The following is a 23,668-nucleotide window of genomic DNA, read 5'->3' as shown; positions in this document are numbered from 1 at the left end:
CAATGGGAGCTCCACATTCATTCCTTTTACTATACCATGATTCCCCCGGACTCCGCCTGCCTCTATTTTCCACCGTTGAAAGAGCGTGCAGGAAATATGCCAAGTCTTGTGGAATTGTAAATGGGAATGGATTAATTTCCCCATGGATTCGGGTAAATACAAGGTACACCAGCGGCGTCCCCCATCCGGTGAGGCGGACTGTGTGAACACCAATTGGCTCAGGAGACGGAAAACATGAAAAAATGGGGATGGATATGGACCCTTTGTCTTTTGCTGGCTGCCTGCTCCAGCGAACGGGGTGCAGCTGTTCCTGCAGGGACGGCCTCCCCCGGAATCGGCGGTTCGGCAGAGGCAACGGTTACAAGAACCATCGATGGGGATACCATCCAGGTCTCCATCGGCAGCCGCAAGGAAACGGTGCGGATGATTCTGGTGGATACGCCGGAAATCAACAAACCGGGGCAGAAGGAGCCCCAGCCCTTCGGTGCGGAAGCGGCCGCATTCACCCGCAAGCTCCTGACCGGCAAGAAGGTGCGGCTGGAGCGGGATGTATCGGCGAAGGATACCTATGGCCGTTCCCTCTATTATGTATGGCTGGATGACAAAATGGTGAACCGGCTGCTGCTGGAGGAGGGGCTGGCCCGTGTGGCGGTGTTTCCGCCGGATGTGAAGTATGTGGAGGACTTCCGCGGCATAGCCGCCAAAGCCCAGGCCGAAGGCAAAGGCATCTGGAGCCTGGAGAACTATGTATCGGACAGAGGCTTCCGGGAGTCTCCCTCCCCTTCCTCTTCGCCTCGGGAGCAAAGCCGGCAATGAGCCGCAAGCCCCGCCGGCGCATTCAACTTTCAGTTTGTTCAGGAGGAAAGCATCAGCATGGCTATTCAACACGAAACAGAGCTATACGCGCCGGTGAAGCATTTTTTTGAGGCCAAGGGCTACGAGGTCAGGGGTGAGGTGAAGCATTGCGATCTGGTGGCGCTGAAAAACGGAGAAGACCCGGTTATTGTGGAGCTGAAGCGCAGCTTCAACCTGCCGCTTTTGATCCAGGGGCTGGACCGGCTGCGCACCTCCGACCGGGTATATCTGGCCGTGGAGATGAGCCCCACCGGACGCGCTCCCCACGGGTTGGCCTGGAACGATATTGCCCGGCTGTGCCGGCGGATCGGCGTTGGGCTGCTCACCGTCCGCTTCTACAAAACCAAGAAACCCGTCGTACACATCCAGTGCGACCCGGAGCCGTACGCCCCCAAGCGGACAGCCCGGCGCACCGCAAGCCTCGTAGCGGAATTCCGCCAGCGCTCCGCCGACTACAACGTGGGCGGCAGCACCCGACGGAAGCTGGTCACCGGCTACCGGGAAACCGCTCTCCGCTGCGCCCTGGCCATGGACACCCACGGTCCTTTGACCACGGCGCGCCTGCGGGAGCTGACCGGCAGCCCCAAAATCGCCTCCATTCTCCAAAAAAACTACTACGGATGGTACCGGCGGGTGAACAGGGGCACGTATGAGCTCACGCCAACAGGCAAGGAAGCTCTCCGCTTATACGAAACAGTTGTAAACGGCTGGACGGTACCCGATTAAGCCGCGGGCGCCCTGAATCGAATGGATAGACTCTAGGCACGTTAACCTTTAGGGAGGTTCTTGCTATGAAAATGAGTCAACGCGCAGCTTTGTATGCAGGCGCCGTCGTATTGCTTCTGGCAGCGGTGGCCGTTCCGGTTTTGTTTGATATGGGGGATAAGCCCTTTGAGCCTGCATTGGCCCAGGTGGCGCAAACGGCGGAGCCCGCTTCCCCATCCCCCGCAGAGAGCGGGGCGGCGGCAGAAGAAACGGAGACCGCCTCCTCCCCTGACCAGTTTGCCGCAGCAATCGGCACAGAGGCGGTGGTCGCATCACCATCACCGGAGGCTTCCGCCGCTATTTCCACCCTGGCCGCAGCCCCGGACTCCTCCGGGCCCCCGTCCCCCGCTGCGCCATCAACCACGCCTGCGACAGCCGGGACCAGCGTCACCGCTTCCGTCTATAACGGCGGCTCCGGGAGTCCCAAGGTTTCCATTGCGGTGCTGTATTACCACAGCGTTCAGGTTATGCCGGGCAGCACCGCGGTGATCAGCCCCGCCAAGTTCACAGAGCAGATGCAATATCTGGCCGATAACGGCTACCACCCCTTAACCATGGCGGAGTTTTCCGATATTATGGAGGGCCGGACGGCCGCTCCCGAAAAACCGGTGCTGCTGACCTTCGACGACGGTTATGTGGATAACCACAGCACGGTCATGCCCCTGCTCTCCAAGCTGGACTTTCCCGCAACCCTCTTCATGTCCCCGGGAGTGATGGACGATAAGCGCTTCATCAGTTGGGAGCAGGCCGAGGATCTGCGGGACAGCGGCTGGGACATTATGCCCCACGGCATGACCCACCCGTACCTGACCAAGCTGACACCGGAGGAGCAGGCCTGGCAGATTACCGAAGCGCGGAAGCAGATTGAGGAAAAGCTGGGGGTAACGGCTGACGTGTTCTGCTATCCCTACGGCGAGTACAATAACACGACGCTCCAGATTCTCAAGGACAACGGCTTCCGCTACGCCTTCACCATCGATCAGGGCAAAACTACCCCCAAACAGCATCCCTACAAGCTGAAGCGGGTGTTCGTCAACGGCGAGGAGGATCTGTCCGCCCTGGTCCGCAAGCTGACCAAGTGGTAGCAGAAGCTTTCATCTCCATTGATAAAAACTCCTATCGGAGCATTTCGAGGATGAGCGACCGCGTTTACGAAGCACTTCGGAGAAACGGATGACCTGCGGCAGGGGCCACGTTCTCCCGGTGCTGAAGCTGCATATGATTTTTCGAGCATATTTGTAACTACTCAGCTATCTATTGGACAGCAAGACTCACTGAGTTCTGTATAGACTGCGCGTGATCCATATCCTACCAATGCTATCATGCCAAAAGTGCAGTTATTTTTAGCCGCGAGCCCTCTTTTTCGCTCTCTTCATGCAAAAGTGCACTTATTTTCGCTTGAAACCGCCCCAAAAGCTGAAATCCGCGTGATTTAACTGCACTTTTGCATGATGGCCCCTCCGTTTCAGCGGCTGATCCATGAAATAAGTGCACTTTTGCATTAAACTCGCTTCAGCCGGAAATAGATATGGGAGAAAAACTCCTATCGGAGTATTTTCGAAGAAGCGGGTACGTCCTTAGACGTAGTTTTTGCCAATCACAATGCTCTTCGTTTCGCTTTATGGCTTTAACGAAGTTCAACTTTCCGATGGGGTAACAAAAAACCGGCGTTTTACCGCCATACGGAAGATCACCGTTCCGTTATGGCAGGCAAAACAGCCGGTTTTTGCCGTTATGCACACCGCCTATTGCTCCGCACAAGCCTGGACGAACCGGAGAATCAGCGGATGCGGCTTCTCCTTTGTGGAGCGGGTCTGGGGGACGAACAAGGTGGCGGCAAAAAAGGGATGGCCGGCAAGCTCCACAATCCGGACTTCCCCGTCCCGGTCCTTGCCGGATAGGCGCAAGCCGCTGTGGGTGAGCTTCTCCCTGAACCCGGGATTGATGCCGAAGTTGCAGTAGTAGCTTTCCGTGGCCTGCTTCTCCCCATAGCAGGAATAGGCCAACGTTCCTTCCTCCAGCAGAATCTCCAGCTCCTGCCCCGCCAGGGAGCAAGCGAGCCGGGTAATAAACAGCACATCCGCATCCGGATTGTACTCCTCATGCTGCGCCTCCGGAATATCCAGCACATTCCGGGCATACTCCAGAATGGTGTGCTGAAAGCCTGCACAAGTGCCCAAATGCGGCACCTTATTCCGCCTTGCATACGAGATGGCGGCCAACGTCCCCTCCAGGCTGCGGAACGGGCTGCCCGGCGCGCTCCATATGCCCGCGTAGCCCTTCAACAGCGCGGCTCCCCTGCGCTCAACCTCATCCGTATCCACCCACTCGTAATCCACAGGATAGCCGAAGCCGTCCCGGATATCCTCCAACGCGGCATTCAGCGCCGCCTGGGGCTTGGAATTTCCGCGGAATTCCCCAACCACAGCAATGGTTTTTCTCATCTTGCTCCCTCCTTCTCGTTAATCCTAGAGAATTCTCATCCGGTCCGGGAAATTCCTGCTTCCCCAAAAAAAAGAAACCCGCCAGGGCATAAGCCTGTCGGGAGCTTTATCGGGGTATTCGCGATTTACAATTAAGCCCGTCCCGCCTGCCGCTTCGTTCCCGCGCTCTTCTGCCCGATGAGCATCGGCAGGATCAGCTGGCAGACCGCGCCGCCCAAGAGAATGAAGGCCAACTGCCGGCCTGCCACCTCCTGCAGAAGCAGGATCAGCACTACGATGGAGATAACCCGTCCCGCATTGAGGAAGGTCTCCCGCAGCACCACCGATTCCACCCGGAAATTGCCCTTCAGGGGCAGCTTGCCCACATGGTTGTAGTAGTGGGAGGTTAAGGTATTGCCCTGCAGCGGGTTGAAGAAGGAGTAGAGCACCATGAACGAAATGACCGACCACAGGGACAATCCCGCCAAAAGCAGGGACGCCGCGGCAATCAAACCACCCCCGGAAATCCACAGGTACAGGGTGGTATGCTCCGTTTTGGCAAACCGGGAGATGAGCATCCCCATGGCAATGGTAATGAGGGAAAACAGCACGCTCATATAGCCGATATGATCCTCCCGGGGCATAACCTGATACAGCAGGATATTGGGCAAAAACAGCATGATGCCCTGCAGCAGCCCCATGGCGAAAAATCCCCACAGTCCCCTCATCCATTCCGGGCTGCGCTTCATCATTAAGAGCGTATGCTTCAAATAATAAGCCTTGTGCCGGGAGGGTTTGGCCTTGATCTTGAGGCTGCCCACGGCGGCCAGCAGAAACATGAAAAAGGCGATGCCAAACACGATAATATAGCCGTGCAGCCCGTCGTTCAGGGCAATGACCCGGCCTGCCAATGCGGGCCCCACCAGACCGGCCAGGGTGAAGAAAATGCTGTTCATGGCCAGATAGTGGATGCGGTTCCGCTCATCCGAAACATCGTACATCAGAACCAGATAGCCCACCCAATAGAAGGCGCTGGACAAGCTGGCGAAAACGGCAAACACCGGATACCATTCCGCTACCAGCTCCTGCGCCGCCACCACGCAGATATAGAAGGCGGAGATGAGAAGCAGCCCCAGCCGGTAGGAATACATCCGGTCGGTTTTTTTGGCCAGCCAGCCCCCCAGCATAAAAGCAAAAGGAGCAACGGCGTAGTTGATGATGTTGTACATGCCGTTCACCCAGATGCTCTCCGTCAGCCGCCACAAATACAGGTTCAGAAAAACACCGGACATGGAAGCGCCGAATTGAAAAAAAGAATGGATCAGAAGCGATACCTTCGCCTCCCGGCCCAATCTGCGCTCAGGCGGCGCAACCGTGCGTCTTGCCCCCAAGCCTTTGATGAACCCCTGCAAACCTGCCCTCAAATTGATCCGCTCCCATGATGCTGTTATAAAGACAGTTCCTCTTCTTTCACTCATATTGTAACACAGCATCCGCATCCTTGAGCCGCCGCGAAGGGGCATATGGCCCCCATAACCGCAAAAAACCCCCGGCTCTTCAGCCGGAGGCAGTATTCGCACGTTCTCCCTTACTTTTTCTTTAGGTTATCCCATGTTTTCTGGAATGCGTCAAAAAGCTGCTCCTTGGAGCTCTTCCCCGCCGCATAAGCCTGCATGGAAGCGCCAAATTCCTGTCCCGCCCCGTCGGGGAACTTCATGAAGTTCCAGGAGAGGAGCCGGTTGTCCTTGGAGTACCGGGTAATATCCGCGGCGATGTCCCCCAGATCCGCCGGATCGGCGGGAATATTGGTAAAGGCCGGAATAAACTTGAACTCCTTGGTAATGTACTTCTTGCCCGCATCCGAGGAAACCATCCAGTTCAGGAATTCCTTGGCCTCCTCCTTGGCTTTGGACTTATTCCACACCACCCAGTTATTGGGGACGCCGGTCAGAATTTTGTCGCCCTCCGCAGCATCCTCGCCGATAGGCATAGGCAGCAAGCCCAGCTTAATATTGGGGTTAATGCCGTTGATCTGCACCTGGGTCCAGTTCCCCTGCTGCATCATGGCCGTCTCCCCTTTGGCGAAGAGGGTCACCTGGGAGTTGTAATCCGTGGTCAGCGGGTTCTTGTTGCCGTATTTCAGGGTCAGGTCCAGAAGCTTCAGCCAGCTTTCCATCACCGCATTGCCCTTGAATTTCTGGGTGCCGTCATTTAAGCCTTTAATGAAGGCGTCGGGGTTGGGCTTCTGGTTGGCGAAAGCCACATTCAGGTTATGCAGGCCAAGAATCCACCATTCCTGATAACCGTTGGCAAACGGGGTAATGCCCGCCGCCTGCAGCTTCTTGGCCGCCTCTTCCAGTTGGCTCAAGGTTTTGGGGGTATCCTTGATGCCTGCCTTGGCAAAGAGGTCCTTGTTGTACACATATCCGTAGCCTTCAATCCCCAGCGGCATGCCGTACAGCTTGCCGTCCTTCAGCATCGGCTCCTTGGCCACCTCCACCACATTTTTGACCCAGGGCTCGCCGCTTAAATCCTCCAGATGCTCCAGCCACACATCCCGTTCCGAATAACCTCCCACGTTGAAAATATCCGGGGCTTCATTGGCGGCGAACTTGGCCTTCAGCGCCGCGCCGTAATCCGCTCCGCCGCCTACCGTTTCAATCTCCAGCTTGACACCGGGATGCGACGCCTCATATTCCGCCTTCATCCGGTTCATCTGCTCGGCAATTTCCACCTTGAACTGGAAGATCTTCACCGTCACATTCTTCTTGGCTGCCGGCGAGGCTGCCCCCGGTGCGGAGCCTGCCGCCGCAGGCGTATCGTTTCCACCCCCGCAGCCTGCCGCCATACCTGCAATAAGAGTCAATGCCACACCGGCCGTTATCCATTTCTTTTTCACCGAAATCTCCCCTTCTTACCTTGGTTTATGGTTCTGATCCGATTATAGAGGACCGCCCCGGGGCATCCCACTTCCGGGATTGATCAAAAAGGTGCAAGATATTGTTAAACAGTCACATAAATGTGACAAACATCCATTTCACTTGATCCACTATCCCTTTTCATCCGGGCCACTATCCCTTTTCACCCGAGCCATTATCCCTTTACAGAGCCGGCGGTAATGCCTTCAATAATATGCTTTTGCATGGCCAGGAAAAAGATAATAATCGGAATGATGCCCAGCACCAGCGAAGCCAAACCCAAGTCCCATTGTTTGGTGTATTGGGCGAAGAACGAGCTGGCCGCAAGGGGGATGGTCCGCAGGCCGGGACTGCTCAGGATCAGAAGAGGCAGCAGGAAGTCATTCCAGATCCACAGACTGTTTAGAAGCAGCACCGTAACCGTCATCGGCTTCAGCAGGGGAAACACGATCCTCCAGAATACGCCGTAGGGGGAACAGCCGTCCACCACAGCGGATTCTTCCATCTCCTTGGGGATGGATTTCATATAGCCGTGATACAGAAACACCGACAGCATGGTGCCAAAGCCGAAATAGCAGATAATGATACCCACGTAGCTGTTTTGGATGCCCAGCGCGCTGACCACCTTGACCAGGGGAATCATAATGGACTGGAACGGGATAATCATGGAGGCGACGAATAAGCCGAACACCCCTTTGTTAAACCGGGTTGGCACCCGGATCATCCGGTGGGCGGCCATGGCGCTGATCACCACCAGCCCTGCATTGGCGATTACTGTGATCAGAAGCGAGTTGCCGAACACCCGGGGAAATCGTAGAAGGCTCCACGCCCGGGAATAGTTGCCCGGATGCCAGGACTTGGGCCAGCCGGCGGAATCGGTCAGAAGATCGCCGAAGCTTTTGAAAGAATTGATGACGGCGAAATAGAAGGGGGTCAAAAACACCAGCGCCAGCAGAATCGCCAAACATTCCGCCACAAAAATCCGGGAATTGTAGGACCGGCTTGTATTCATTATACTTCCACCTCCTTGCGCTTGGTAAGGAAGACCTGCAGGCCGGTAATGGCCGCTACCGCCAGGAAGAACAGGAGCGCCTTGGCCGTCCCCAGACCGTAGCGGTTATTCTGGAAGGCTTCGGCATAGATGTTAAGCGCAACGGATTCTGTAGACCGGAAGGGTCCCCCTTTGGTCAAGGACATGTTGAGATCGAACATTTTGAAGGCCCAGGAGATAGCCAAAAACAGGCAAACCGTAACCGCCGGCATCACCAGGGGAAGGATAATATTCTTCAAGGTGTCCCAGACAGTGGCCCCATCGATCCGGGCGGCCTCCAGCAGCTCAGCCGGAATATTGACCAAAGCGGCAATGTAAATAATCATCAGATAACCGGCTCCCTGCCAGATGCTCACAATCAGAATGCCCCAGAAGGCGGTCCGCTCATCCCCCAGCCAAGGAAGCTCGAAGAAGCCGATTCCGGTGGCTGCGCCGATGGAGGCGAAACCCTTGATGAAGATAAATTGCCAGATAAAGCCCAGAAGCAATCCTCCGATCACGTTGGGCAGAAAAAAGATAGTGCGCAGAATATTCCTTGTTTTGAGAGGCCGGGTAAGCAGGAAAGCCAGCGCAAACGCAAGCAGGTTCATCAATACTACGCTGCATACAGAGAAGCGGGCCGTGAACGAAAACGCCTCCCAAAAAGCCCGGTCCCCGGTAAAAATTTGCCTGAAATTCTCCAGCCCCACCCAGGCCATATCCGAGTTGACCCCATTCCAGTCAGTGAAGGAATAATACATCCCCAGGAAAAAAGGGAGCAGCACGATGGCGCTGAAAAACACAAACGCGGGTCCCACAAATACCAGCTGCACTCCCCACTCTCTGCGCCGCCTGGCTCTTCTTCCGCCTGGAGCATCCGCTGCCCTTGCGGCAGGCGCAAGTGATTCCTCCCATTGTCCGTTTGTCATATCCGACACTCCCCTCCAGGCTCCCGGCCCCAAATGAGGCTTTACCGGGTGCGCAATTCCTTATACACTAAGTATAGAAAAAGCCGTATAGGGAGAACACATCGCCAGATGACAAGTAAAGTGTAAAATATTGACCTGGCCCGCTTTTGGAAGGGAGCTTATGCCCATGATTCGGATCAAGGGGAGCATCCGCAACAAGCTGATTCTGTTTATGCTCATCGCCACCATTATTCCCATCGCCGCCTCCATCCTCATCACCTATTCGTACAACAAGGAAACCGTCAGGAAGAATACCATCCACGAGAACCGCAATCTGATCTTTCAGGGCAAAACCAATCTGATCCATTATCTCAGTATTATCGATCAGGCTACATTAAGCGCTTACAGTGATTACCGGGTGTTCAACATCCTGCAAAGCGGCTATCAGGGCAATATTGACCAGCGCAGCGATTTGCTCCGTGCGGTACAGCTGGTCAGCCGCTCCGTCAGCGAGATAGCCCAGGTCCATCTGGATTTGTATGAATCCGGCGAGCATTTCCTGTATGTCAACGGCCGCCTGGTCAGCTCCCCCCGGGAGCGCGCCGGTACTACGGCGGAGCCACGGTCTTTTGCAGGCTACCAATCCTATATGGAGGCCACCCATCCGGCCCATGATTACGGCGTCAGCTATTTTCCCAAAAACGAACCTTACCCGGTATTCACCCTGCACCGCCCCATCTATAATGTGCCCGCGGTTCAGCAGCTGGGCCTGATGTCGGTAGATCTGCGTCCGGATTTTCTGGAGCGGATTTGCACCCAGCTGTATAATCCCCAATATGAAAACCTGTACATTTTGGATGAAAATGGAACAATTGTTTACAGCAAGCTCCCTTCCGAATGGGGCAGCAAACCGGCAAGCAGCTGGCATACCCAGCTTACCGCCGATGAAGGCAGCTTCGAATGGAAGGAAGGGGATTTTAGCGGCATGAGCATCTACCAGAAGATGGAAACCCCCTTTATGGAATGGACCGTGGTCAAGCAGATTCCCTACAGTCATCTGTACGAGGATGCCCGCGATCTCACCCGGATCAACGCCGGAGTGTACACGTTGTTTCTGATTATTGTCATTATCGCCACCGTTATGATTTCCATCCGTTTCACCGCGCCGATCCAGTCGCTGATCTCCGCCATCAATAAAATTCAGGCCGGCCAGCTCCATGTGGAGATCGACTCCAGAAGCACAGATGAAATCGGCATTCTGGCCCGCCGCTTCCGGATTATGATGCAGTCCCTAAACGAGCTTATTCTGCGGGAATACGCCCTGAAGCTGGCCAACCGGATCAATGAGCTCAAGGCGCTCCAGGCCCAGATCAACCCGCATTTTCTCAACAATGCCCTGCAGTCCATCGGCACCCTGGCCCTCCAGCACGGGGAGAACCGGATTTACGCCCTGATTGCCTCGTTGGGGAGGATGATGCGGTATCAGATGAATACGGACAAGACCATCGTGTCCTTGCAGCAGGAGATCGATTATGTCAAGGGTTATCTGGAGCTTCAGCAGCAGCGCTTCGACGAGAAGCTCCAGGTGGAAATCAGGGCGCAGCCCGGTACTCTGGCCATTCCCGTTCCCAAGATGATTCTCCAGCCGCTGGTTGAAAATTACTTCAAGCATGGCTACGACTCCACAGCAGGCGGACGCATCCTCATCGCCGCAAGCCTGTCCCCGGATGAGGAGCTGCGGATCGAAGTAACCGACAACGGCAAGGGCATGTCCGCCGGGGAGCTGGCGGCTCTCCGGGAGAAGCTCCGCCAGGGGCCGGCTGCCGAAAACGGAGAGGACAGCGGCATCGGATTGCTGAATGTCATTGCCCGCATCCGGCTGTATTATAATCCGCAAGCGGTTCTGACCGTGGAATCGCCGGAAGAGGGCGGCTTGCGTGTGGAGCTCTATATTCCGCTTCAAGAAGGAGGTTTGCATCATGAAGGCATTGATCGTGGATGATGAGAAGCATGTGAGGCACGCCATCCGTCTTTTGGCGGATTGGCCTTCCTTCGGCATTACCGGCGTGGAGGAGGCGGAGGACGGAGAAACGGCGGTCCGGCTTATTCCCGCGCTTCAGCCGGATCTGGTATTCACCGATATGCTGATGCCGGGGATGGGCGGCACAGGCTTGCTTGAATGGATCAAGGAGCATTGCCCCCGCACCAAGGTGATTGTCATCAGCGGCCACGATGATTTCGAGCTGGTCCGCACGGCGGTGAAATGCGGCGGGCAGGACTATCTGCTCAAGCCCATCGATCCGGCAGAGCTGGCGGAGGCCATTCAGAAGGCGGTGGACAGCCGGCGGCTGGAGGCGGAGTCGGAGCGCAGACAGCAGGAGCATAATATGGAGGTTAACCAAATTAAGCCGGTGTACTGGGAGCGGATGCTGTCCAATCTGCTGGAGGACGTCTCCTATTACGGGAAGCTGAAGGACAGTCTGATCCGCGATTTGGGGTATTCCCCGGACAACCGGGAGTGCCGGATAGGGGTTATCGGGCTGTCGGACATCCCGCCGGATATCCGCCGCAAGTTCGCCTCCGGCATGGATCTGCTCTATTTTTCGCTGTTGAATATCTGCAACGAGTACCTCAGCCGGGACAAAACCGGCCACGCCTTCCGTCATGGGGACGGCGCCGGCGCCATCGTGCTGCTGATCTGGCGGCGCACCGGCAGCGCGGGCGAGGAGCTCCGGCGCATTGCCGGCGGCATCCGGCAGACTCTTGGCGGCAGCTTCGATATGGGGCTCAGCCGCGCCGCCCCCTTTCCCCAGGGGTTGTCCACCGCCTACCGGGAAGCGCTGCAAACCCTGCGCAGCCGCAATCTGCTGAAGCGCGAGGGATGGACTCACGAGGCTCTGCCCGGGCAGGAGCCTGCCTTCCGTCCGCTTCCCTTCCGGGAGTATGAGGAGGAGCTGCGTTTGGCTGTCCAAAGCGCCCACGAGGAGAAAATTGCGGCGGCGGCGGGCAAGCTCTTCGCGGATATCCGGCAGTGGAGCCGCATTACCGTGGACCAGTTGGAGCTGTGGAAGCAGGAATTTGCGCTTTTTCAGGCGCGCTGGGCCAAGGACGGCGCGGAGCTGCCGGAGCCCGCCATTCCCCTGGAGCCGGACGGCAGCCTGTCGCTGCCGGAGTGGGAGCGCCGGACTGCCGGGCAATTGCTGCTACTGGCGGACCTTCATACCCGGCAGCTTCGGGAGGACAGGCACGCCATCTATGAAATTGCCCATTACCTGCGGGAGCATGCCGAGGAGGAAATCTCCCTTCAGGACATAGCCGACCGCTTCTATCTCAGCCGGGAATATATCTCCCGCAAATTCAAGCAGGAGCTTAAAGAAAACCTGTCCGACTATATTGCCCGCATCCGCATCGAAAAAGCCAAGCTGCTGCTTTTGAATCCGGACTTCCGTCTGTGTCAGGTGGCCCTTCTCGTCGGGTATCAGGACGAAAAATATTTCAGCAAGGTGTTCAAGAAGCTCACCGGCCAATCTCCCGGTGAATACCGCAGGAATTCGGGAAGAGGCGACAGATCGTAACCGTTTCTTCACCTCTCTGACAGCAATCGCCACTAAAGTCCCTCGCCCCTGGCGGAAGACCTATGCTATACTAATGGCGGACAATTTAAATTTCTCCTTGAGGTGACATGTTCATGAGCTTGCCTTTGGACGCCAGACAAGAGACGTATATGCGCGGCGTCAAATCCACCACTTCCAAAAAGAAGCATACTTACGCCATTCTTCTGATGGCCTGGGTCTTTTTGATCGCTTTGGGGGTATGGGGGACCAAAGCCTACAGCGATCATCTCCGGGGCCAAATCGCGGAACAGATTGCAGTGCAGAACAAGACGCAGCTGGAAGCCATCCAGCAGGATTACCAGACCCAGATCGGCGATCTGAAGGCCGCTTTCCAAACCGAGATCGCCCAGCTCCAGACCAAGGTGGATTCCCTGAATGAGCTTCTGGCCTTTACCAGGGACAGCGCCAACAGCAAAACCGACAACAGCAACCAGCTTTATACCCAGCTGGCCGAGGTCAAGAAACAGCTGGAGGAGCTCCAGCATAATCTGGATGTGCTGAAATGAACCATAAACAAGCCATCAACCGGCTGTTTCTTCTGGCCACCGCTCCTTTTCTGGGAATGGCGGTCTGGATGCTGTTTACCGACAGCACCCGGCTGATGCCTCCCATTGCCGCCATGTCTTCCGCGGAGCTGCCCCAGGTGAATCTGTCCGAGGATACCGCCGGCCTCGCCGGCAAGCTGGAGAAAGCCTCCCAGGACAGCTCCGCCATTCAGTCTACCATTCTGAAGCACTACGACCTGTATAACGAAAGCGCCGCCCAGGTTTCCCTGATGCTGAAGACAGCCTCGGAGCAAACGAACAAGCCTGCGCAGATTTTTGAGCGGCGGATCTCCAATGTGCTGGGCGCGCCGATCCGTTCGGCCTCCTCCGGCAATATCGATCTGAAGCTCTATTCCTTCTCCGCTTCCTCCTATAAGGGCTACGCCTTGAAGGCGGAGCTGAAAACGGACAAGGCCATGAAGATGGCCCTGGCCGGAGACAAAATCGGCAAAAGCGAAACCACCTTGGCCGCCGTCAACCGTCTTGGCGGAATCGCCGGAGTGAATGCAGGGGGCTTCGCCGATGAAAGCGGCACCGGCAAACGCTACCCCACTGGCAATACGATTCAGAACGGCAAGTACGTGTACGGCTTTTTCCCCTCCCAGGAGTTAAGCTTTGTCGGCCTGAACGACCAGCGCCAGCTCATCGGCGGCATGTTCAGCAAGCAGGAGGAGCTGGACAGGCTGAAGCCCCAGTTTGGCGCCTCCTTCACCCCCATTCTGCTGAAGGACGGCAAGAAGCAGACCATTCCCGTCAAATGGATGACCAGCCCGTACAGGGCCGCCCGTACAGTGGTGGGCAATTTCAAGAATGACCAGCTGCTGTTCATTGTGACAGACGGCGGCGACGACCGGGGCAGCGCCGGAGCATCTCTATCGGAGCTGCAGGACAAGCTGCAGCAGATGGGCATCCGCGATGCTTACAATCTGGACGGGGGCGGCTCCTCCACCCTGGTCTGGGGCAGCGAGCTGATCAACCGCCCCTCGGACAACGGCCGGATGCGCTCCATGCCTACCCACTTTGTTTTTTTCAAGTGATAATAATCCCCCGAATGAACAAGCGCACCGCCGCATGTTCACAAAAAAAGAAGCATCACGCTTAGGCCAAAAAGCCGGGCGTGGTGCTTTTTATTTGGAACGTTGGAAACGGATCAAGCCTGTTTCAACAGCATGTTCATTTCGCGCAGGCAAGCGGAACAAATCTGTTTTTCCTTGAAGTCTGTCACTTCTTCCATGGACCCGCAAAATACACATCTCGGACGGTAACGTTCCAAGATAATATGGTCGCCTTGAACCAAAATCTCTACGGGATCACCTTCGTTCATTTGATACCGTTTCCGCAGCGATTTCGGTAACACGATGCGGCCCAGTTGATCTACCTTGCGCACGACACCTGCTGGTTTCATGACGTCCCCTCCCTTAAAAGATAATTATTCTTGCTCTATAACAATTCAATATTAATACAAAAAACCCTGCTAGAAACATAAATATTGACTTAAAATTGTTAAAAAAATATGTAAATAGAAGGTTTGCTGATTTATTTCAGTTGCAAAAACCCGTTTTGTCTTAAGGCTTCATACAAAATAATGGCAGCCGAATTGGACAGGTTCAGGGAACGCACGGCATCGGTCATGGGCATCCGGATGGCAGTATCGGCATGGGCCTGGATAATGTCCGGTCCCAAACCCTTGGTTTCCTTGCCGAAAACCAGAAAGTCCCCGTCCCGGTAGGACATGTCCGTATACAGCTTGTCCGTTTTGGTGGTGGCGCAGAAGAAACGGCCCTCCGGGTACAGCTCCTTCACCTCTTGAAAGCTGTCATGATAATGAACCTGCACCGCATGCCAGTAGTCCAGTCCGGCACGCTTCAGGGTTCTGTCATCGGTATTAAAGCCAAGCGGCCGCACCAAATGAAGATGCGTCCCCGTAGCGGCGCAGGTACGCGCAATGTTGCCGGTATTTGCCGGAATTTCCGGTTCTACCAGCACAATATGAAAAGCCACGATGGTCACCTCGCAAAATTAAGACTCCGGCTTTCTATTATACAACATTTTTCAGAAAAATTTACACTAGCTTTACGATCCCATAATACCGCCTTAGCAGGAAGCTGTCATACTGGATGAAACAATAGACATTTTCTTGTCCGAAAAGCCAAAGGAGAGTCGCCATGAAGACAAAAATATTGGTTGTCGATGACGAGCCTTCCATTTCCACCCTCATCGACTTCAATTTGAAGCAGGCGGGTTATGATGTCAAGTGCGTCATGGATGGGGAAGCGGTATTTGAGGCGGTCCATTCCTTTAAACCCGATCTGGTAGTGTTGGATCTGATGCTGCCCAAGCTGGACGGCATTCAGGTATGCCGCAAGCTGAGAAATTCCCGCATCCGCACCCCGATTATTATGCTGTCGGCCATGCAGGAGCTAAACGACAAAATCGCCGGACTGGACAACGGCGCTGACGATTATATGACCAAACCCTTCAGTCCGATGGAGCTGGTCTCCCGGATTCACGCCTTGCTCCGGCGGGCCCGGATGCACGGGCTTGAGGAGCAGCAGGAGCCGGCCCCTGCTTACCAGGTGGGCGGGCTGCTGGTTTCGCCTGAGCAGCGTGAGGCGCTGCTGAATGAGAAGCCGCTGGATTTGACGCCGAAGGAATTTGAGCTGCTGGTCTTTTTGTGCAAACACCGCGGCATGGTGCTGTCGCGGCAGCAGCTCTTGCTGGGCGTTTGGGACTACCATTTCGTAGGGGACACCCGGATTGTCGATGTGCACATCAGCCATCTTCGCGACAAAATTGAGACGGATGCAAAAAATCCCCAATATATTGTTACCGTACGCAATGTGGGATATAAGCTGCGCGAGCCGGCAAGGGAGTATTCCACCTCCTGACGGCTCGGCAAAAAGCAGGCTATTACAGCTTGAAGTTGGAAACCGCCTGCTGCAGCTCCTCGGCCATATTGTTCAAGGAATTGGCGGAGGCGGTGATCTCCTGCATGGAGGCCAGCTGCTCCTCTGTGGTGGATGCAACCTCCTGGATTTGCCGGCTGGATTGCCGGGCAATGCGGGAGGTTTCCTCTACGGAGGCTGCCACCTCCTGTGTGCCGGCAGATATCTCCTGGGCGGTGGCGGACACTTCTTCGATTTGGGACGCCACTTCAATGATGGCGGTGCGGATGTTGCCGAAGGCCTCTCCCGCCGATTCCACCACAGCCAGCCCCTCCCGGCTTTGCAGCATTCCCTCCTGCATGTCTTTCACCGCCGCAGCCGTTTCCAGCTGCACCTCGCGGATCAGCCCGCTGATCTGCTTGGCGGCCTCCTCCGACTGGATAGCCAGCTTCTTCACCTCCGATGCCACCACCACAAAGCCTCTGCCCTGCTCTCCCGCCCGGGCGGCTTCAATGGAAGCATTCAAGGCAAGCAGACTGGTTTGGGAAGCGATGCCCGACATCACCCCGATGATTTCCCCGATCTGCTCCGAACGTTCGCCCAGTCTCTTCACATTCTCGGCCCCTCGGCTTGCGGACAGATAGACCGTGTTCATCTGCTTTACTGCGCGCTGCGCTGCCGCATTGCCTTCGTCCGCCTGCTGCCTGGCCTGGACGGATACCTCATGTACCGCCGATGATGACTCGGCTATGCGGGTGATGCCCTGGCTCATTTCCTCCATGGCTCTAGCGCTGTCCTCTGCGCCGCGGACCTGCTGCTCGGAGCCTGCAGCCACCTCCTGGGTCGTTCCGGTAATATGCTGGGTGGCCGCCGCGGTCAGCTCGGCATTGGAGCTCAGCATCCGTGCGCTCTCAACCAGCTGCGCGGCTTCCAGCTCCACCTTGCCGATGATCCCCCGAAGCTGGCCCATCATGTCCAGGAAGGCCTCGGACAGGTCTTGGATTTCATCCTTGGTCCGCACATTCAATTCCTTGGGCCGGAGATCGCCTGCGGCAATTTCTCTGGCGGCTGCGGTGATTTTGCGGATGGGCCGGGAGATGGCATACGCGATCAGAAAGCCGATGGCCAGAGAGACCGCCGTTGCGCCGATCCCAGCCCCCAAGGCAAGCTGCTTATCGAACAAAACGGAGTCCTTCACCGTCTGCTGCTCCCGATTCATCAAGGCCAACTGGTCATTGGCCATGTTCTCCGCCAGTATGGCCAGCTGAGTCGCCACCGGGAATACACTGAACTCCGCCTCCCGCAGGCCCTTGTCCGCCGGCATCGCCAATGCGGCGTCCACTCTTTCCTTGTAATCCAGCGCCAGAGCCTTCAAGCGTTCAAACCGCTCTGCATCCTCGTCGGAGCTGACAAAGGGGAGCGTCTCCTCCACCAGGCTGATGACCCGTTTATTGGCTTCGGCCATCCGCTCGATTGAAGCCGGGGTCTGGGTCAAATAATATTCCCGGATGTAGTCATTCTGCTGAAGACCTGCGGATTGGATCAATTGGGCCTGGGTAAGCACCTTTACCCGCGTGTCCACCAATGCATGAAACCGTGTTTCGACGTCACTTAGGGAACGGTAGAACAGGCCAATGACAATGACCATAAAACATACTACTGCCAAAAAACCACCAATAAGCTTACGTGCTATTGTCAGCCTCACTATGCATCCGCCCTTTTCCTTCAATGTTACGTCAGGTTTTTTGACATTATTTTACCTACGTTTAACAAATTGTTCTGTGACGGATATCATAAAAACACAAAAACCCGACAGGAACCATCCTGTCGGGTTAGAGAAACTGCCATACAGTCTATAAATCAGCCGTGAGTGCGTTTGAATTCGTCCAGCAGATCCGTGAGCGCCTTGCAGCTTGCGTAAGGTACGGCATTGTATGTGGAAGCGCGGAGATGGCCTACGCTGCGGTGGCCGCCCAGACCCACGAAGCCGTTCTTCTTGGCCAAAGCGAGGAATTCCTTCTCCAGCTCCTCGGTTTGCAGCTTGAAGGTAACGTTCATGATGGACCGGCTGTCCTTCTGTGCCAGGCCTTCATAGAAGCCGCCGCTGTTATCCAGGGCGTTGTAGATCAGATCCGTCTTCTCGCGGTTCAGCTTCTCAACAGCCGCTACGCCGCCTTGCTCCTTGACCCACTTCAGCACCAGATTCACCATGTAAATGGAGTATACGGGAGGTGTGTTGTACAGGGAGTTGTTCTTCAAATAGGTGCTATAGCGCAGCATGGTGGGAATGGTCTTGGGAGCGTCCTTGAACAGATCCTCCTTCACCACCACGACGGTAACGCCGGAAGGACCCAGGTTCTTCTGTGCGCCTGCATAGATCAGCGAGAACTTGGAGGCATCGATGCGGCGGGACAGGATGTCGCTGGACATGTCCGATACCAGCGGAACACTTCCGGTATCCGGGAATTCCTGATACTGGGTGCCGGCGATGGTTTCATTGGAGGTGACGTGCAGATATGCCGCGTTCTCCGGAATTTCAATTTCGCTCAAAGCGGGGATATGTAGAACGCCTTCCTTGGAGCTGGCGGCGATGTGGGTTTCTCCGATGAGTTTGGCCTCCTGGATGGCTTTCTCCGCCCAGGAACCGGTCATGACATAGCTGCCCACCTTGCCCGCGGAGAGCAGGTTCATAGGAAGCATCGCGAATTGTGTGCTTGCGCCGCCTTGCAGGAACAGCACCTTGTAGCCGGCGGGAAGCTCCAGAAGCTCCAGAAGCAGCTGTTGGGTCTCGTCGTTGACCGCTTCGTATTCCTTACTGCGGTGGGATACCTCCATGATGGACATGCCGATCCCTTTAAAATCAACAATCTCTTCCTGCGCCTTCTGCAATACTTCCAGCGGGAGCGCCGCAGGCCCTGCATTAAAATTATAGGCTCTAGTCATGAAATTCCACACCAACCCTTCACGTTTGTGTCTATGATAGCAAGATTCAATAGGATCATCAAGTAGGTTTAAGCGCATTCACATAAATTTTCTTTTATTCTTTACCGCGATTACGGACCAAATTTTCGTTCGATAAATTTATTTTATCGTAAGAATAAACCGAAAGCAATTTCAAAGGTTTCATGTGAAGTTTTCTCCCATTCACTGCGTACCCCTGCTCCCGGACGTGCGTAGCGGAACTGAGCAGCCCTTAAAGCAGCTTTTGAGGCTTATTCGTGTCCTAACGGAACCCAGAAGCCCTTATCCCCCTGCCACAGCCTCATTACCCCCATTTTCACCACATAAGGCCGGCATAAGAGTCGCTCAGTTCCGCAAAAATCCAAATCCCCGCTTTTTTCCGCCATAAGAGTCGCTGAGTTCCGCTACAGATGACTAAAGGGCGAAGCCGCCCAAAAAACGCACACGCCGCTGTCCCTCAACCACCGTTTCGCCTCACCGTCCGATTACAGTTACCGTCTCCATCGCCTCTCATCCACCGTTTCGCCCACCCGTCCGTTTGCAGTCGCCGTCTCCGTCGTCGCCTTCCCCCTCAAAAACAACCAGCCACCCGGATTGCTCCGGATGGCTGGCATTTTGTGTTTGTGGTTTTTAGGGAAGGAGATATACTTTGACCTGTTGGAACCCAAACTTCTTCAGTTCTTCCCGGGACCCCGGCACAAACAGATCGATCCGGTTCCCCTTGAGGGCATTGCCTGTGTCCGTCGCCTCCGCATACATGCCGCCTGCCGGCAGGCCGTTAAAATCATACCCCTCCACATACAGCTTGGTTCCCAGCGGGATAACTGCCGGGTCTACCGCGACGGTTCCCACCTTAAGGGGATTGCCGAAGTAATCCACCGCTCCGTAGCCGCCGTTTTCCTTAGGATCAGCTGAGTATGCCGTAGCCGTAAACGTGGATAGCAGCTTCATCCGCGTCGCATACCAGGCCGGAGCATGGTAGTTGCCGTCTTCATTGAGAATGGCAATAAAATTGTTGGAGTCCCACTGCACCCGGATTCCCTTTGACTCGGAAATAAACCGCAAGGGCACATACACCCTGCCGTCCCGCAGCACCGCAGCCGTGTCCATGGCTTCGGCTTTACCGTCCACCACAGCCGTCGATTTGCCGGTTTCCAGGGTCAGGGTTTTCCCCGCGTCATTTTTCAGCTGCACATTGATTTGTCCGTCGGACAGGCGGGACCAATCCACCTGATACCCCAGCTCCTCGCTTACGAAGCGTACAGGCACCTGGGTACGTCCCTGGTCATCAATAAAGGGCTGGGCGTCGGGAAATTGAATCAGATTGCTGTTGACCTGCACCTTGACAGTAAGCGTTTCCGCCAGCGGGGATACTTCAGCATGTGCAGCGGGAACCGCAAAGGCACAGAAAGAAATTGCTGCAGCACATGCGCCTGCAACCCATTTTTGCATTTTGTTGACCATTGGCATGAACGTGGGCCTCCTGAGTTTTTCATCCGCATTGCTGCCGGATGAGTCTCCTGCCTCCGAGGTTAGTTGACGGGTTCGGGAAGAAGGTTGCTCCCTAGGCGCTCAAAATAACAAGCGCTCATTCACCCCTGTAAATCATCCCCCGTACCGGTTGTTCATATAGAAGCATCTATACCGGATTCGGCTTTATTTAGGCTACCACACCGGCCAAAGCTCCATCAACCCACAAAATATTACAGTTGGGCTTAGCGCTCCCGTCTCTTACCGGAAATGAGAAGCGCTTATCGTGGACTGGCCCGCCCAAACAAAAAACCCCCGGATGAACCCGGGGGCTGCGATCATTAAAGTTGGTATGAATTATACTCCGAAGTACAGGGAGTATTCGTGCGGGTGCACGCGGATAGCTACAGACTTGGCTTCAGCGCGCTTCAGCTCGATGAAGTTGGCGATGAAGTCTTCGGTGAATACGCCGGATTCGGTCAAGAAGGAATGGTTCGCTTCCAGAGCGTCCAAAGCTTCCTCCAGGGAGCCCGGTACACTGCGGATTTCCTTCTTCTCTTCGTCGGCCAGCTCGTAGATGTTCTTGTCCAACGGACCATATCCCAGAGCAGTCGGGTCGATCTTGTTCTTGATGCCGTCCAGACCGGCCAAGAGCATTGCGGCGAAAGCCAGGTACGGGTTGGCAGTGGAGTCCGGAGTACGGAACTCGATGCGACAGCCCTTCGGAGTTACGGCAGCAATCGGGATACGAACAGCCGCGGAACGGTTGCCCTTGGAGAATACCAGGTTAACCGGCGCTTCATAACCCGGAACCAGACGCTTGAAGGAGTTGGTGGAGGGGTTGGTGAGAGCGATCAGGGACGGTGCATGGTGCAGGATACCGCCGATGTAGTACAAAGCCAGCTGGCTCAGGTTGGCATATGCGCCCTTCTCGTAGAACAGCGGAGCGCCGTCGTTGAAGATGGATTGGTGTACGTGCATGCCGCTGCCGTTGTCGCCGAAAAGCGGCTTCGGCATGAAGGTTGCAACCTTGCCGTATTGGCGGGCTACATTTTGCACAATATATTTATACTTTTGCAGGTTGTCGGCTGTTTTGGTCAATGTGCTGAAGCGGAAGTTGATTTCGCCTTGGCCGGCGGTGGCAACCTCGTGGTGGTGGCGTTCAACGCGAAGGCCAGCTTCTTGCAGAAGACGGCACATTTCGGAGCGGATGTCTTGTTGGGTATCTGTGGGAGCAACCGGGAAATAACCGCCCTTAATGCCGGTTTTGAAGGCCAGGTTGCCGCCTTCTTCCTTGCGGCCGGTGTTCCATGCCGCTTCTTCGGAATCCACTTCGTAGAAGGATTTGTTCATGCCGCTTTCGTAGCGCACATCATCAAAGATAAAAAACTCGGATTCAGGAGCAAAAAATGCATCTGTTCCGATTCCGGTGGTTTTCAGATATTCTTCGGCTTTTACCGCAATGCTGCGGGGGTCACGGTCATAACGCACTCCGTCCGGAGTATAAATGTCGCAAAGCAGAACAAGCGTGGGATGTGCAGTGAACGGGTCAACAAAAGCGGACTCTGTGTCCGGCATCATTACCATGTCGGATTCTTCAATGCCCCGGAAGCCAACAATAGAGGAGCCGTCAAATGCAACGCCGTTTTCGAAGGTCTCAGCTTCTACCTCTACAGCGGGAATAGACAAGTGATGGGATTTGCCGCCAATGTCAGTAAACCGAAAATCAACCCACTCAATACCCTTTTCCTTAATGGTATCCAGTACTTTTTGAACAGACATGATAATTACCCTCCCTAATTCCGAACATTCACCGTTGAAATGGCGATCATTGTTCAAGTTTCTACTTAACTTGCCATTATTATATAGCCTTCATTTTAGGGCGTCAATACTTATGTAAGGTATTTTTTTGGCACATGTCAGCATTGTTCACACCCCATAATGAATCCTTCACAAAATCACCCCAAAAAGGCTTATTCCACTGGAGCACCAGGGAAATAAGCCTTTTCTACATGAATTTGGAATTTCAAAATCCGAATATTACTTCTTCCAGGAGCCGGCCAGAATCGGTTCCTTGCGTGTGCTGAGGGTCTTCCCGCACAAGGGAGCCAGCTTCTCCAGATCAGCCAGCAGATCGGAGAATTGATCCGGGAAAAGGGACTGTACGCCGTCGCCGGTCATGGAATTGTCCGGGTCCGTGTGCATTTCGATAATCAGTCCGTCGCAGCCTGCGGCTACTGATGCCTTGGTCATGGGCACAACCAGCTCTCTGCGGCCGGTGCCATGGCTGGGGTCGGAAATGACCGGAAGATGGGACAGGGACTTCAACACGGGAATCGCCGCCAAATCCAGGGTGTTCCGGGTGTAGGATTCGAAGGTGCGGATGCCCCGCTCGCACAGCATAACATTGGGGTTGCCGCCGGCCAGAATGTATTCCGCCGCATTCAGGAACTCGTCGTAGGTGGCGCTGAAGCCGCGCTTCAGCAGGACCGGAGTCTGGATGGTGCCCAGCTTGCGCAGAAGGTCGAAGTTCTGCATGTTCCGGGTGCCCACTTGGAGAATATCCGCGTATTCGGCGCAAACATCCACATATTCAGGAGTCATCACCTCAGTGATGGTCAGAAGGCCGTGCTTGTCGCCGGCATCCTTCATCCACTTGAGTCCCTCGGTGCCGATGCCCTGGAAGCTGTAAGGACCTGTGCGGGGTTTGAAGGCGCCGCCCCGGAGAACCTGGCCGCCGGCCAGCTTCACCAGACGGGCAATCTCGTCGATCTGCTCCGGCGTTTCCACCGCGCAGGGACCGCCCATAATCACCAGCTCGCTGCCGCCGATTTCCACACCCTTGATCTTGATAACGGTATCCGCGGGATGGAATTCCCGGCTGGCCATCTTGTAGGACTTGGAGATGCGGACAACCTGCTCCACACCCGACATCTGGCGCAGATGCTCGGCAAGCTGGGAATCAAATTTCCCGACGATGCCGATAACGGTGCGGTCCTCTCCCATGGAAACATGTGCGCTCAAACCGTGCTTTTCTATATAACGGACGATTTCATTAATCCGTTCTTGGCTGGTTTTATTCGAAGTGACTACGATCATCCCTGGCACTCTCCCTTAGCTAATTGTTTCGCTTCAACGCTTGTGCGCTTCGTCGCTTTTAATCGTTAAAGAAAATATAGACTATTCTACTCCCCGCGTCAAGCCCTTTTTCATACTTTTTTTCATGCAATCATGACCACCCGTCAAACGGGTGGTTTGCTCTGCGGCTATAAGCCTTTGTCACCGGCTAGCGTC

General features: G+C 55.3%; 20 protein-coding genes and 1 riboswitch. Of the genes, 8 read left to right on the top strand and 12 right to left on the bottom strand.

All coding sequences use genetic code 11. From position 1 onward, the window contains the following. Positions 1 to 234: 234 nt before the first annotated feature. The 3 genes from DQG13_RS24060 (at position 235) to DQG13_RS31610 (ending at position 2,705) form a co-directional block, all read left to right on the top strand. Complete coding sequence (locus DQG13_RS24060; RefSeq protein WP_113022720.1) at positions 235 to 816, top strand: thermonuclease family protein; 582 nt, start codon at positions 235 to 237, stop codon at positions 814 to 816. A gap of 57 nt (positions 817 to 873) precedes the next feature. Then, the gene (locus DQG13_RS24055; protein WP_113022719.1) at positions 874 to 1,581 is read left to right on the top strand and encodes a DUF2161 domain-containing phosphodiesterase; all 708 of its coding nucleotides are present in this window, start codon (positions 874 to 876) and stop codon (positions 1,579 to 1,581) included. 65 nt (positions 1,582 to 1,646) lie between these two features. Continuing rightward, the gene (locus DQG13_RS31610; protein WP_258525835.1) at positions 1,647 to 2,705 is read left to right on the top strand and encodes a polysaccharide deacetylase family protein; all 1,059 of its coding nucleotides are present in this window, start codon (positions 1,647 to 1,649) and stop codon (positions 2,703 to 2,705) included. Between the two features lie 660 nt (positions 2,706 to 3,365). On the opposite strand, the gene DQG13_RS24045 is transcribed toward DQG13_RS31610, so the two are convergent. From DQG13_RS24045 to DQG13_RS24025, 5 genes are all read right to left on the bottom strand, one after another. Continuing rightward, the gene (locus DQG13_RS24045) at positions 3,366 to 4,064 is read right to left on the bottom strand and encodes a CTP synthase C-terminal region-related (seleno)protein (protein WP_113022718.1); all 699 of its coding nucleotides are present in this window, start codon (positions 4,062 to 4,064) and stop codon (positions 3,366 to 3,368) included. A 131-nt stretch (positions 4,065 to 4,195) separates the two neighbouring features. Then, positions 4,196 to 5,467: an MFS transporter gene (locus DQG13_RS24040; protein ID WP_258525834.1), complete on the bottom strand. Its 1,272-nt coding sequence runs from the start codon at positions 5,465 to 5,467 to the stop codon at positions 4,196 to 4,198. Between the two features lie 164 nt (positions 5,468 to 5,631). Further along, a complete protein-coding gene (locus tag DQG13_RS24035; RefSeq protein WP_113022749.1) occupies positions 5,632 to 6,891 on the bottom strand; it encodes an ABC transporter substrate-binding protein in 1,260 nt (419 codons plus the stop codon). Between the two features lie 245 nt (positions 6,892 to 7,136). Continuing rightward, positions 7,137 to 7,973 (bottom strand): carbohydrate ABC transporter permease, encoded by an 837-nt coding sequence (locus DQG13_RS24030; RefSeq protein WP_113022717.1) that lies wholly within the window; start codon positions 7,971 to 7,973, stop codon positions 7,137 to 7,139. Next, positions 7,973 to 8,920 carry a carbohydrate ABC transporter permease gene (locus DQG13_RS24025; RefSeq protein ID WP_113022716.1) on the bottom strand — a complete coding sequence of 316 codons (948 nt, stop codon included), beginning with the start codon at positions 8,918 to 8,920 and terminating at the stop codon, positions 7,973 to 7,975. Before DQG13_RS24025 ends, DQG13_RS24030 begins: the two co-directional genes overlap by 1 nt. 166 nt (positions 8,921 to 9,086) lie before the next feature. Between DQG13_RS24025 and DQG13_RS24020 the strand changes: the two genes are divergently transcribed. From DQG13_RS24020 to DQG13_RS24005, 4 genes are all read left to right on the top strand, one after another. Beyond that, positions 9,087 to 10,901, top strand: a complete 1,815-nt coding sequence (locus DQG13_RS24020; protein ID WP_181592963.1) for a cache domain-containing sensor histidine kinase — start codon at positions 9,087 to 9,089, stop codon at positions 10,899 to 10,901. Further along, positions 10,879 to 12,474: a response regulator gene (locus tag DQG13_RS24015; protein WP_113022714.1), complete on the top strand. Its 1,596-nt coding sequence runs from the start codon at positions 10,879 to 10,881 to the stop codon at positions 12,472 to 12,474. Before DQG13_RS24020 ends, DQG13_RS24015 begins: the two co-directional genes overlap by 23 nt. Positions 12,475 to 12,587: 113 nt before the next feature. Then, positions 12,588 to 13,019 carry a hypothetical protein gene (locus DQG13_RS24010; RefSeq protein ID WP_113022713.1) on the top strand — a complete coding sequence of 144 codons (432 nt, stop codon included), beginning with the start codon at positions 12,588 to 12,590 and terminating at the stop codon, positions 13,017 to 13,019. Then, positions 13,016 to 14,095, top strand: coding sequence for a phosphodiester glycosidase family protein (locus DQG13_RS24005; protein ID WP_113022712.1), 1,080 nt, complete (start codon positions 13,016 to 13,018; stop codon positions 14,093 to 14,095). Before DQG13_RS24010 ends, DQG13_RS24005 begins: the two co-directional genes overlap by 4 nt. A 113-nt stretch (positions 14,096 to 14,208) precedes the next feature. Here DQG13_RS24005 and DQG13_RS24000 read toward each other — a convergent pair whose 3' ends face one another. Both DQG13_RS24000 and trmL read right to left on the bottom strand, forming a co-directional pair. Then, positions 14,209 to 14,463: an AbrB/MazE/SpoVT family DNA-binding domain-containing protein gene (locus DQG13_RS24000; RefSeq protein ID WP_113022711.1), complete on the bottom strand. Its 255-nt coding sequence runs from the start codon at positions 14,461 to 14,463 to the stop codon at positions 14,209 to 14,211. Between the two features lie 131 nt (positions 14,464 to 14,594). Beyond that, positions 14,595 to 15,059 carry a tRNA (uridine(34)/cytosine(34)/5-carboxymethylaminomethyluridine(34)-2'-O)-methyltransferase TrmL gene (gene trmL, locus DQG13_RS23995; protein WP_113022748.1) on the bottom strand — a complete coding sequence of 155 codons (465 nt, stop codon included), beginning with the start codon at positions 15,057 to 15,059 and terminating at the stop codon, positions 14,595 to 14,597. 164 nt (positions 15,060 to 15,223) lie between these two features. On the opposite strand from trmL, the gene DQG13_RS23990 reads away from it, so the two are divergent. Next, on the top strand, positions 15,224 to 15,946 hold the full coding sequence (locus tag DQG13_RS23990) for a response regulator transcription factor (protein ID WP_113022710.1): 723 nt from the start codon (positions 15,224 to 15,226) through the stop codon (positions 15,944 to 15,946). 22 nt (positions 15,947 to 15,968) lie between these two features. Here the strand turns inward: DQG13_RS23990 and DQG13_RS23985 are convergent, their stop codons facing one another. From DQG13_RS23985 to aroF, 5 genes are all read right to left on the bottom strand, one after another. After that, positions 15,969 to 17,648: a methyl-accepting chemotaxis protein gene (locus DQG13_RS23985; RefSeq protein WP_258525833.1), complete on the bottom strand. Its 1,680-nt coding sequence runs from the start codon at positions 17,646 to 17,648 to the stop codon at positions 15,969 to 15,971. 155 nt (positions 17,649 to 17,803) lie between these two features. Beyond that, positions 17,804 to 18,886 carry a 3-phosphoserine/phosphohydroxythreonine transaminase gene (gene serC / locus DQG13_RS23980; protein ID WP_113022708.1) on the bottom strand — a complete coding sequence of 361 codons (1,083 nt, stop codon included), beginning with the start codon at positions 18,884 to 18,886 and terminating at the stop codon, positions 17,804 to 17,806. Between the two features lie 648 nt (positions 18,887 to 19,534). Beyond that, entirely contained in the window at positions 19,535 to 20,374 is an 840-nt protein-coding gene (locus DQG13_RS23975; protein WP_113022707.1) for a stalk domain-containing protein, read from the bottom strand. A 40-nt stretch (positions 20,375 to 20,414) separates the two neighbouring features. Then, positions 20,415 to 20,570, bottom strand: a riboswitch (cyclic di-AMP (ydaO/yuaA leader). Positions 20,571 to 20,731: 161 nt separating this feature from the next. Beyond that, a complete protein-coding gene (gene glnA / locus DQG13_RS23970) occupies positions 20,732 to 22,156 on the bottom strand; it encodes a type I glutamate--ammonia ligase (RefSeq protein ID WP_113022706.1) in 1,425 nt (474 codons plus the stop codon). 258 nt (positions 22,157 to 22,414) lie between these two features. Next, positions 22,415 to 23,473 (bottom strand): 3-deoxy-7-phosphoheptulonate synthase, encoded by a 1,059-nt coding sequence (gene aroF / locus DQG13_RS23965; RefSeq protein WP_113022705.1) that lies wholly within the window; start codon positions 23,471 to 23,473, stop codon positions 22,415 to 22,417. Positions 23,474 to 23,668: the final 195 nt, after the last annotated feature.

Origin of the sequence: Paenibacillus sp. YN15 (assembly GCF_003285005.1) — a bacterium.
In the GTDB taxonomy this organism is placed as follows: Bacteria; Bacillota; Bacilli; order Paenibacillales; family NBRC-103111; genus Paenibacillus_AR.
Note: the sequence above shows the minus strand (reverse complement) of the source record. Positions and strands in the feature narration are given on the sequence as shown.

Bases quoted from the DNA above. Each gene is read 5' to 3' on its own strand.
- DQG13_RS24060 (WP_113022720.1), top strand. From the start codon at position 235: ATGAAAAAATGGGGATGGATATGGACCCTTTGTCTTTTGCTGGCTGCC.
- DQG13_RS24055 (WP_113022719.1), top strand. From the start codon at position 874: ATGGCTATTCAACACGAAACAGAGCTATACGCGCCGGTGAAGCATTTT.
- DQG13_RS31610 (WP_258525835.1), top strand. From the start codon at position 1,647: ATGAAAATGAGTCAACGCGCAGCTTTGTATGCAGGCGCCGTCGTATTG.
- DQG13_RS24045 (WP_113022718.1), bottom strand. From the start codon at position 4,064: ATGAGAAAAACCATTGCTGTGGTTGGGGAATTCCGCGGAAATTCCAAG.
- DQG13_RS24035 (WP_113022749.1), bottom strand. From the start codon at position 6,891: ATGGCGGCAGGCTGCGGGGGTGGAAACGATACGCCTGCGGCGGCAGGC.
- DQG13_RS24030 (WP_113022717.1), bottom strand. From the start codon at position 7,973: ATGAATACAAGCCGGTCCTACAATTCCCGGATTTTTGTGGCGGAATGT.
- DQG13_RS24025 (WP_113022716.1), bottom strand. From the start codon at position 8,920: ATGACAAACGGACAATGGGAGGAATCACTTGCGCCTGCCGCAAGGGCA.
- DQG13_RS24020 (WP_181592963.1), top strand. From the start codon at position 9,087: ATGATTCGGATCAAGGGGAGCATCCGCAACAAGCTGATTCTGTTTATG.
- DQG13_RS24015 (WP_113022714.1), top strand. From the start codon at position 10,879: ATGAAGGCATTGATCGTGGATGATGAGAAGCATGTGAGGCACGCCATC.
- DQG13_RS24010 (WP_113022713.1), top strand. From the start codon at position 12,588: ATGAGCTTGCCTTTGGACGCCAGACAAGAGACGTATATGCGCGGCGTC.
- DQG13_RS24005 (WP_113022712.1), top strand. From the start codon at position 13,016: ATGAACCATAAACAAGCCATCAACCGGCTGTTTCTTCTGGCCACCGCT.
- DQG13_RS24000 (WP_113022711.1), bottom strand. From the start codon at position 14,463: ATGAAACCAGCAGGTGTCGTGCGCAAGGTAGATCAACTGGGCCGCATC.
- DQG13_RS23990 (WP_113022710.1), top strand. From the start codon at position 15,224: ATGAAGACAAAAATATTGGTTGTCGATGACGAGCCTTCCATTTCCACC.
- serC (WP_113022708.1), bottom strand. From the start codon at position 18,886: ATGACTAGAGCCTATAATTTTAATGCAGGGCCTGCGGCGCTCCCGCTG.
- DQG13_RS23975 (WP_113022707.1), bottom strand. From the start codon at position 20,374: ATGCCAATGGTCAACAAAATGCAAAAATGGGTTGCAGGCGCATGTGCT.
- glnA (WP_113022706.1), bottom strand. From the start codon at position 22,156: ATGTCTGTTCAAAAAGTACTGGATACCATTAAGGAAAAGGGTATTGAG.
- aroF (WP_113022705.1), bottom strand. From the start codon at position 23,473: ATGATCGTAGTCACTTCGAATAAAACCAGCCAAGAACGGATTAATGAA.